The organism is Sphingosinithalassobacter sp. LHW66-3, assembly GCF_050703275.1.
In the GTDB taxonomy this organism is placed as follows: Bacteria; Pseudomonadota; Alphaproteobacteria; order Sphingomonadales; family Sphingomonadaceae; genus Sphingomonas.
Map to the genome: position 1 here is coordinate 2,493,763 of NZ_CP193482.1, position 9,051 is coordinate 2,502,813.

8 protein-coding genes are annotated in these 9,051 nt (G+C 67.1%); 1 reads left to right on the top strand and 7 read right to left on the bottom strand.

Annotated elements, in window-relative coordinates; all coding sequences use genetic code 11:
- Positions 1-33: 33 nt before the first annotated feature.
- The 3 genes from ACQ450_RS12285 to ACQ450_RS12295 are packed head-to-tail and all read right to left on the bottom strand — an operon-like array spanning position 34 to position 2,483.
- A complete protein-coding gene (locus ACQ450_RS12285) occupies positions 34-1,203 on the bottom strand; it encodes a dipeptidase (RefSeq protein WP_431469465.1) in 1,170 nt (389 codons plus the stop codon).
- Positions 1,200-1,682 carry a dihydrofolate reductase gene (locus ACQ450_RS12290; RefSeq protein ID WP_431469466.1) on the bottom strand — a complete coding sequence of 161 codons (483 nt, stop codon included), beginning with the start codon at positions 1,680-1,682 and terminating at the stop codon, positions 1,200-1,202. Before ACQ450_RS12290 ends, ACQ450_RS12285 begins: the two co-directional genes overlap by 4 nt.
- A gap of 3 nt (positions 1,683-1,685) precedes the next feature.
- Positions 1,686-2,483, bottom strand: coding sequence for a thymidylate synthase (locus ACQ450_RS12295; RefSeq protein WP_431469467.1), 798 nt, complete (start codon positions 2,481-2,483; stop codon positions 1,686-1,688).
- Between the two features lie 127 nt (positions 2,484-2,610).
- On the opposite strand from ACQ450_RS12295, the gene ACQ450_RS12300 reads away from it, so the two are divergent.
- A complete protein-coding gene (locus ACQ450_RS12300; RefSeq protein WP_431469468.1) occupies positions 2,611-3,042 on the top strand; it encodes a JAB domain-containing protein in 432 nt (143 codons plus the stop codon).
- A gap of 8 nt (positions 3,043-3,050) precedes the next feature.
- On the opposite strand, the gene ACQ450_RS12305 is transcribed toward ACQ450_RS12300, so the two are convergent.
- The 4 genes from ACQ450_RS12305 to ACQ450_RS12320 form a co-directional block, all read right to left on the bottom strand.
- Complete coding sequence (locus tag ACQ450_RS12305; RefSeq protein ID WP_431469469.1) at positions 3,051-3,785, bottom strand: class I SAM-dependent methyltransferase; 735 nt, start codon at positions 3,783-3,785, stop codon at positions 3,051-3,053.
- Entirely contained in the window at positions 3,782-4,909 is a 1,128-nt protein-coding gene (prfB, locus tag ACQ450_RS12310; RefSeq protein WP_431469470.1) for a peptide chain release factor 2, read from the bottom strand. Before prfB ends, ACQ450_RS12305 begins: the two co-directional genes overlap by 4 nt.
- 124 nt (positions 4,910-5,033) lie before the next feature.
- Positions 5,034-7,556, bottom strand: a complete 2,523-nt coding sequence (locus ACQ450_RS12315; protein WP_431469471.1) for a penicillin-binding protein 1A — start codon at positions 7,554-7,556, stop codon at positions 5,034-5,036.
- A 54-nt stretch (positions 7,557-7,610) separates the two neighbouring features.
- On the bottom strand, positions 7,611-8,861 hold the full coding sequence (locus ACQ450_RS12320) for an N-acetylmuramoyl-L-alanine amidase (RefSeq protein WP_431469472.1): 1,251 nt from the start codon (positions 8,859-8,861) through the stop codon (positions 7,611-7,613).
- Positions 8,862-9,051 lie beyond the last annotated feature (190 nt).

A 9,051-nucleotide genomic window follows, 5' to 3' on the forward strand; every position in this document is an offset into this window, starting at 1 on the left:
CCCTTTCAAATGCTTCGCGCGTCGGTGCGGGCTTCAGCGCATCGGCTGGATGCCGGCACGCAGCACGCGGAGCACATTGCCGCCCATCACCTTGCGGATGTCGGCCTCGCTGAACCCGGCGTTCACCAGCGCCTGGGTGAGCACGGCGAGTTGGCTGGTATCGAAACCGGTCGTGACCGCGCCGTCGAAGTCCGAGCCGAGGCCGACGTGATCGATGCCGACGAGGTCGCGGACATGGACCATGGCGCGGGCGATGTCTTCGGGCCTGGTCGAGCACACCGCGCCGTCCCAATAGCCGATGCCGATCACGCCGCCCGTCGCCGCGACGCCGCGAATCTCCGCATCGGTCAGATTGCGGTTGACGTTGCACGTCGCCTGGACGCCGCCATGGCTGGAGACCACCGGGCGCCGCGCCATCGCGAGGATCTCGGCAACGGCGGCGTGGCTCGAATGGGCGATGTCGACGACCATCCCGATTTCCTCCATCCGCCGCAGCACGTCGCGGCCGAGCGGCGTGAGCCCGCCCTTCGCTTCGCCGTGCATCGATCCGCCGACTTCATTGTCGAAGAAATGCGTGAGCCCCGCCATGCGGAATCCGGCTTCGTAGAGTCGGTCGAGGTTGGCGGCGTCGCCTTCGAGATTTTGCAGTCCCTCGATCGAAAGCATGCCTCCGGTGACTTCGGCACCGGCCGCGCGCGCGGCGAGCAGCCGATCGAGATCGGTCGGAGTGCGGATCACCCGCAACCGCCCGCCACTGTCGGCGGCGGCGCGCTCGAGCTTGGTGGCATGCCACAGCGAACGCTCGAGCAGCGAGCTCCAGGTCCGTGCCGGCTGGAGCTGCGCGATCGCGAGCGGCGTGATGTTGTCGCTCTCGGCGCTATTCGCGTCGTAATTCTGCCCGGTCGGCGTCTTCGTGACCGAAGAGAAGACCTGGAGCGCGACATTGCCCGCTTCGAGCCGCGGCAGATCGATCTGGCCGCGGCCGGCGCGCGAAAGGAGATTGCGCCGCCAGAGCAGCGTGTCGCCATGCATGTCGGCGATGACGAGGCTTTCGTGCAGCGCGCGGGTTTCGTCGGACACCGCCGGCAGCGGCGTCTTCGCCACACGATTCATGCTCGATTCGATGAACACCGGGCCCAGCCCGAAAAACAGCAGCGCCCCCACCGCGACGAGCGCGAGCCCGCCCAACAGCCATTTCCTCATCGTACACGCTCCAGCGTCACGAAGCTGTAGGCCGGTCGCCCCGCTTCCTGCCCGTGATCCTCGCGGAAGGCCTCGCGCCATTCAAGCGGAGAGAAGGGGGGCATGACGGTTTCGCCTTCGGCCGCTGCGTGAACTTCGGTGAGTTCGATGCGATCCGCGTCGGGGAGGTAGAGAGCGAAAATCTCCGCGCCGCCGATGACGGCCACTTCGGCGGCGTCGGCCAGCGCCAACGCCTCTGCCGGATCGTGCGCCACTTCGGCGCCCTCCGCTCGCCACTGCCGGTCGCGCGTGAGGACGATGTGGCGGCGGCCGGGAAGCGGGCTGGGGAAGCTCTCGAAGGTCTTGCGGCCCATGATCATCGGCTTGCCCATCGTCTGCGCCTTGAACCGCTTGAGGTCGGCGGGCAGGTGCCACGGCAGTCTCCCGTCGCGACCGATCACGCCATTGTCGGCGCGGGCGAGGTGAAACGTCAGGACCATGCGTCAGACCGCGACCGGTGCCTTGATGTGCGGCTGCGCGACATAGTCGTGGATCGCGAAGTCCTCATATGCATAGCCATCGATCGACGGCGCCCTGCGGAGGATTTCCAGCGTGGGCAGCGGGCCCGGCTCGCGCGCGAGCTGCTCGCGGGCCTGATCGAGATGGTTCGAGTACAGGTGGCAGTCGCCGCCCGTCCAGATGAAGTCGCCCGGTTCCAGATCGCATTGCTGCGCCAGCAGGTGCGTGAGCAGCGCATAGCTGGCGATGTTGAACGGCACGCCGAGGAAGATGTCGGCCGACCGCTGGTAGAGCTGGAGCGAGAGCCGCCCGTTGGCGACATGAGTCTGGAACAGACAGTGGCACGGGGCCAGCGCCATCGCGTGAAGCTCGCCGGGGTTCCAGGCGCTCACGATCTGACGGCGCGATCCGGGATTGGTGCGGATCATGTCGATCAGTTCGGCGATCTGATCGATCTCGCGCCCGTCGGCGGTTTCCCAGCGACGCCATTGCTTGCCGTAGACCGGGCCGAGATCGCCGGTTTCCGGGTCGGCCCACTCGTCCCAGATGCTCACCTTGCGATCCTGCAGCCATCGCGCGTTGGTGTCGCCACGCAGGAACCAGAGCAGCTCGATGATGATCGAGCGGATGTGCAGCTTCTTGGTCGTGAGCAGCGGAAAGCCTTCGGCCAGATCGAAGCGCATCTGATGGCCGAAGACGCTGCGCGTTCCGGTGCCGGTGCGATCCATCGTTTCGGCGCCGTCGTTGAGCGCGCGGGCCATCAGGTCGAGATATTGGCGCATGGATGCGGCTTAGCGCGTGCCCACGGACAGGCCAAGCGGCACCGACCGCTCCGAAGCGGAGCGAAGCCGGACCGATACGGAGACGGATGCGCTTCGCCGGCACCGGGACTCGATGGCAGCTAGGGGCATGACGCTACGCCTGGAGCTGCAACCCGGCCTGCCCGCACCGACGCAGGATTGCGTCCCGGATCGTGTGCGCGACGCCGGCGACGTCTGCGCTCTGTTCGCGACGCTTGTCCGCGAGCGGGAGGAAGTCGCGGCGTTCGCCTATCTGGACGCGGCCGGGAGACTGCTGGGGCTGCGCCATGCCCGTTCGGGTGCGCGCGACATGCTCGACATTCGGGTGCGCGACGTGGCGGCGGATGCGCTCGCCTTCGATGCCGCAGCCGTGGTGATGGCGCACAACCACCCGAGCGGCGATCCCACGCCCAGCGCCGCCGATCGCGAGGCGACGCGCCAGCTCGCCCGCGCACTCGGCGCGCTCGGCGTGCGGCTGTTGGATCATCTCGTGCTCAGCGAGCGCGGGCTCACGAGCTTTCGCGCGCTAGGATTGCTGTAGCCGGCGGTCTAGCCGTCGGTCGGCGCGTCGGGCGCAGGGCAGGCCTCGATGTCTTCGGGCTCGGGCCGCTCGCCCTCCGCGCGAAAGATCGCGAGATAGCCGCCGGCCGACGGCATCGGCTCCATCCGCTCGAGCCGGTATCCCACCGCCGCGAATTCGCAGCGCAGCAGTTCGGGCGGGGTGCCATGGTTCTGAGTAGGACGGTCGGCGTCAACCACGATCACTTCGCCGCCGGGACGCAGCGAGGGCCGCATCCGCCACAGGAATTCATAGGGCGATTCGATCTCGTGATACATGTGGACCATGAACACCCGGTCGAAACTGTCCTCGGGAAGCTTGGGGTCGTCGGGGTCGCCCAGCCGCACGCTGACATTGTCGAGCCGCTCGCGTGCGACGCGCGTGGCGAGTGCGTCCCGCACCTCGGGTACGATATCCTCCGCCAGCACGCGGCCGCTTTCGCCGACGCGCTGGGCGAGACGGATCGTGTAATAGCCTTCGCCCGCGCCGATGTCGGCCACGGTCATGCCGGGGTGGATGCCGGCGCGATTCATCACTTCCTCGGCCTCGTTCAGCCGATCCCGTGCCTCTTCGTTAGACCAGCGGCTCGAGACGATGCTGGCGACGGGCCGGTCAGGCGCGGGAAAGCCGTCGGGGCCACGCTGGCTCGAATCCGACGCGCCGTTGCACGCCGCGAGTAGAAGCGCCCCCAGCCACAGCGGTGCCGAGACGCGGCGTGGCGTCAATCGACGTCCTCCACATCGACTGACTCGCCCGTCACGCGCTGTGACAGCGCCGCGGCCATGAACGAGTCGAGATCGCCGTCGAGCACGTCGGACGGCGCAGTGGAGGTGACGCCGGTGCGCAGGTCCTTCACCAGCTGATAGGGCTGAAGGACATAGCTGCGGATCTGGTGGCCCCAGCCGATGTCCGATTTGGCGGCATGCGTCGCCATCGCCTCGGCCTCGCGCTTCTGCAGCTCGGCCTCGTACATCCTGGCGCGCAGCATGCTCATGGCTTCTGCACGGTTCTTGTGCTGCGAACGCTGCGTCTGGCAGGCAACGATGATGCCGGTCGGCACATGGGTTATGCGCACCGCCGAATCGGTGGTGTTGACGTGCTGCCCGCCCGCACCCGATGCGCGATAGGTATCGATCTTGAGATCGCTCTCGTTGATCTCGATGTCGATGTTGTCGTCGATCACCGGATAGACCCACACCGACGAGAAGCTGGTGTGGCGGCGCGCGGAGCTGTCATAAGGCGAGATGCGCACGAGCCGGTGCACGCCGCTTTCGGTCTTGGCATAGCCATAGGCGTTCTCGCCCTTCAGCAGCAGCGTCGCCGATTTGATGCCGGCCTGCTCGCCCGCGTGATAGTCGATCAGCTCCACCTTCATGCCGCGGCGCTCGGCCCAGCGCGTGTACATGCGCTGGAGCATCTCGGCCCAATCCTGGCTCTCGGTGCCGCCCGCGCCTGCGTTGATCTCGAGATAGGTGTCATTGCCGTCGGCCTCGCCCGAGAGCAGCGCCTGCACCTTGTCGCGCTCGGCGCGCTGCGCGAGCGCGGCGAGCGCGGCGGTGCCCTCGCTCGCCATCTCCTCGTCGCCCTCGGCCTCGGCCATCTCGATCAGCTCGGCGGTGTCACGCAGCTCCTGGTCGATCGCGCGCGTCGCAGTGATCGCGGAGTCGAGCCGCTGGCGCTCGCGCATCACGTCCTGCGCCTGCTTGGGATCATCCCAAAGGCTCTGGTCCTCGACGCGCGCATTCAGCTCGTCGAGCCGCCGCAGCGCACGATCCCAGTCGAGAAAGCGGCGCAGCAGCGCGAGCGCGTCGTTGATCTTGTCGACATATGCCTGCGCTTCGGCGCGCATGGTCTCTTAACTCCGGTCAAATTCCGCGTTCACCGGCGGCTGCGGGATCTCGTTCGGCAAGCCTGTGCTTGGGGAAGAGGAGACCCCGGCGGTCGCCGGACAAACGATATAGTGGTTGGGGGCGCTAGTAGATACCGCCCTCGCGTTGCAAGAACTCGCTGTCGCGTGGCGCCTCGGACGGCCGGGTCGCCTTCCGCTCCGGTGCGCGTCGCTGCTGCTGATCCTCTTCTTCCTCGCGATCGATGCGCCGCGGCTCGCTCTCGGGCTTGAACGCTTCCCAGATCACGCTCGCGAGGGGCTCGTCGCTCGGCCAGGCGCCCTGAACCGGCTTGCCCGTGCGCCGGTCGACTCGCACCATTCGGATACCGGCCGGCGCGCGGAACGGAACCACTTCCATTCCTTCGAACGCCCGCTCCGCGAACTCCTTGAAGATGGGGGCCGCGATCGAGCCGCCCTGCGCATAGCCGCCGAGGTTCGAGGGCGTGTCGTAGCCGAGATAGAGGCCCGCCATCATCTGCGGCGCGCCGCCGACGAACCACACATCGGTCGGGCCGGAGGTCGTGCCGGTCTTGCCCATAAGCGGCCGCTCAAGGCTGCGCAGCACCGTTGCCGTACCGCGCTGCACCACGCCTTCGGCAATGTGCACCATCTGATAGGCGCTCATTGCGTCGAGCACCTGACGCGCGCGAATCTGCGGCCGGGGCATCGCCCCGCCGTCCCAGTCGGGCGCGTTGCAGCGTTCGCAGGGACGCCAGTTCTCAGGATAGATCACATTGCCGTGGCGATCCTGCACATAGTCGATCAGCGACGGATTGAGCGCGCGGCCGTGGTTCACGAGGATCGAATAGGCATTCACCATCCGCATCACGGTCGTCTCGCCCGCGCCGAGGGCATAGGCGAGGTAGGGCTCATAGGGCTGCTGGCTCACGCCGATCCGCTGCATCAGATCGACGATATGCTCCATTCCCACTTCGGATGCGGTGCGCACCGTCATCAGGTTGCGCGACTGCTCGATGCCCCAGCGCATGGTGCGCGGACCCGCGCCGCGGCTGTTGCCGAAATTGCGGAAGCATTTGTTGCCGAGCTGCGCTCCCTGCCAGACGCAGAAGGGGCCATCGACGATGATCGAGGCGGGTGTCATGCCCTGCTCGAGTGCGGCCGAATAGACGATCGGCTTGATCGTCGACCCCGGCTGGCGCTGTGCCTGCGTCGCTCGGTTGAACGCCTGAATCCGCGAATCGAATCCGCCCTGCATGGCGAGGACGCGGCCGGTGCGCGGATCCTCGACCACCATTCCGCCCGAAATGCGCGGAATGCTCCGCAGCGCCCAGCGGCCGCCTTCGGGCGCGACGGCGATGATGTCGCCGCGCTTGAGTGCCGCGAATGCTTCGCCGCCCTGGCCGCGCACCGGCATGCTGGCGTTGCTGCGCGGCAGCGTTCCCGTTTCGCCGTCCTCGAAGCCGATGGTGATCGGTTCGCTGCCGTCCTTTTCGACTACGATCGCCGCGCGCCAATCACTGTAGTCGATGCCGATGTTGGTGTTGAGCAGCGCCTGCTGCCAGCGGTCGTCCTCGAACTCGACTTCGCGGATCGGGCCGGTCCAGCCGCGGCCGCGCTCGAACCGGACGAGGCCGGCACGCAGCGCGTCCTGCGCATAGCGCTGGATGTCAGGGTCGAGCGAGGTCCGCACCCAGAGGCCGCCGTTATAGACGCTGTAGGGTCCGTCTTCGTCGGTGGTGCCGAACTTGTCGATCAACTGGCGGCGCACTTCCTCGACGAAATAGCCGCCGACGCGTTCGAAGCTCGGCGTCTGGCGCGGCACCGTGCCGAGCGGCGCATCCACCGCGGCTGCATATTGCGCTTCGGTGATGAAGTCGTTGCGCAGCATCTCGCTGAGCACCCAGTTGCGCCGCTCCAGCGCGCGTTCGCTGTGCCGTTCGGGCGTATAGTTGGCCGGGCCTTTCGGCAGAATCGCGAGATAGGCGAATTGCGGCAGAGTCAGTTCCTCGAGCGGCTTTCCGAAATAGGCATGCGAAGCCGCCTCGACGCCGCCGGCGTTCCGGCCCAGCTCGATCGAATTGAGATAGAGCTCTAGAATCTGCGGCTTCGTAAGCGTCTCTTCGATTCGCCAGGCGAGGATCGCTTCCTTGAGCTTGCGTGTGTAGCTTACTTCGTTGCCGACCAGCAGGTTCTTGGCGACCTGCTGCGTGATGGTCGATGTGCCGCGCGGCGTCTCGCCACGGGTCAGGCCCTGGAAGGCGGCACGGACCAGGCCCGGATAATCGAGCCCGCTGTGTTCGAAGAAGGTGCGGTCCTCGGCGGCGAGGAACGCCTTCACCAGCAGATCGGGATATTCCTCGAAGCTGAGCTGCACGCGCCGCTCGCGCGCATAGCTGTGAATCGGCTCGCCTTCGATCGAGCGGACATAGGTGGGCAGCGGCGGCTCGTAGTTCCGCAGCGTGTCGACCGAGGGCAGGTTCCGCGCGAACAGGAACCACAGCGCGAGCATGCCGAGCCCGGCCAGCAGCGCCAGCACCGCGAGCACGCGGAACCACCAGCGGTGCCGGATGCGCTCGAACGCGCCTGCGATGCCGCCGATTTCCCGGCGTAGCCGGAGCTTGATGCTGGTAGGTTCGGAATCCGCCATTTCGTGCGCGGTTTAGCAAGTTTCCCACGCGACGCCAGCCTCGGAGAACTACCGTCAGCGCGCGGCGAGCCGGGTCGCGAAGTGAATCTCCACCGCCTGCCGGACGCTCTGCGCGATGCGTTCCTGCCCCGCTTCGGACGCCAGGAAGCGTGCGTTTTCGGCATTCGAGATATAGCCCGTCTCGAACAGCACGGAGGGCATGTCCGGCGCCTTCAGGACGACGAGCGATGCCATGCGATGGAAATTGGTGCGCGTCGGGATCAGGGGCTCCGCTTCGCGCCCGAGAAGCCTCGCGAATCGCGCGGAAATATTCATCGTTTCCCGCTGCGTGAGATCGATCAGGATCGAGGAAATGTCCGGGTTCTGGTCGCGCAGATCGACTCCGGAGATGATGTCGGCGCGATTCTCGCGCGCCGCCAGCCGCGCCGCCTCGCGATCGGAGGCGACTTCGGAAAGCGTGTAGGCCGTCGCTCCGCTCGCATCGTGATTGCCTGCGCTGTCGCAGTGAACGGAGATGAAAAGATCCGCGCCCAGCCGTCGCGCGATGCCGTAGCGCTCCTGGAGGATCAGGAACCGGTCGTCCTCGCGCGTCATCGCCACGCGGACCCGGCCCGAAGCGAGCAGCGCGTCCTTGATCGCGTGCGCGACTTCGAGCGTGAGCACCTTTTCCTGATGCGCGCCGTCGGGCGAAATCGCTCCGGGGTCATGGCCGCCGTGACCCGCGTCGATCACCACCAGCGGGCGCGTATCGTCATTTCCGTAGACGCGCGGCAGTTCGGCAGCGGGCCGCGGCGGCGGGACGCGCATCGTCTCCCGATAGCTGCTGCGGCTGTTCGCCTGGACATAGTTGAAGGGAGGCAGGATCTGCATCCGCCCTTCGGCGGCGGCGCGCGCGAAGCGAGAGGCGTCGACCGTGCGCAGTTCGAGCGTCAAGGTTCGTCCGTCGCTGCCGAAACTGCCTTCGGTGACGATCGCGGGACGAGCCAGATCGAGCACGACCCGGGCGCCCGTCTCGTGCCGGCCCTGGCGGACGCCGGCCACTGCACCGCCCGCCGCACTGCGCCCGCCGGGACGTGCGCCCTGCACGTCGAGTGCGATCCGCTGCGGCCCGCCGAGCAGAAAGGCGCTAGCCTGTCCGGCCGGAGCATCGAAGCGGACAATCACGCGATCGCCCTGTACGCGGACGTCCTCGATCACTTGCGCCCAGCTCGGTGCCCCGGAAAGCCATCCGGAGAGAAAGGCGAGAAAAAGCAGCACCCGCGCGATATGCCGCGCCGGGCCGTGGGGGGTCCAGCCCAAATACATACGTAGATACTCGTGTACGCGTCGATTTACCCTGACATTCGCGAGGCTAGCCGATGGCCCTCAAGCCGCGGTCAACGGGCGCGGTTAACGCCGCATCGACCATGAAGCGCCTCTTGCGGCATTCTCGCGGCGGCGGTTGCCGCCTGCGCACGGCGGTGCTAGGCACGTAACCGGTACCGGAGCATGTTCG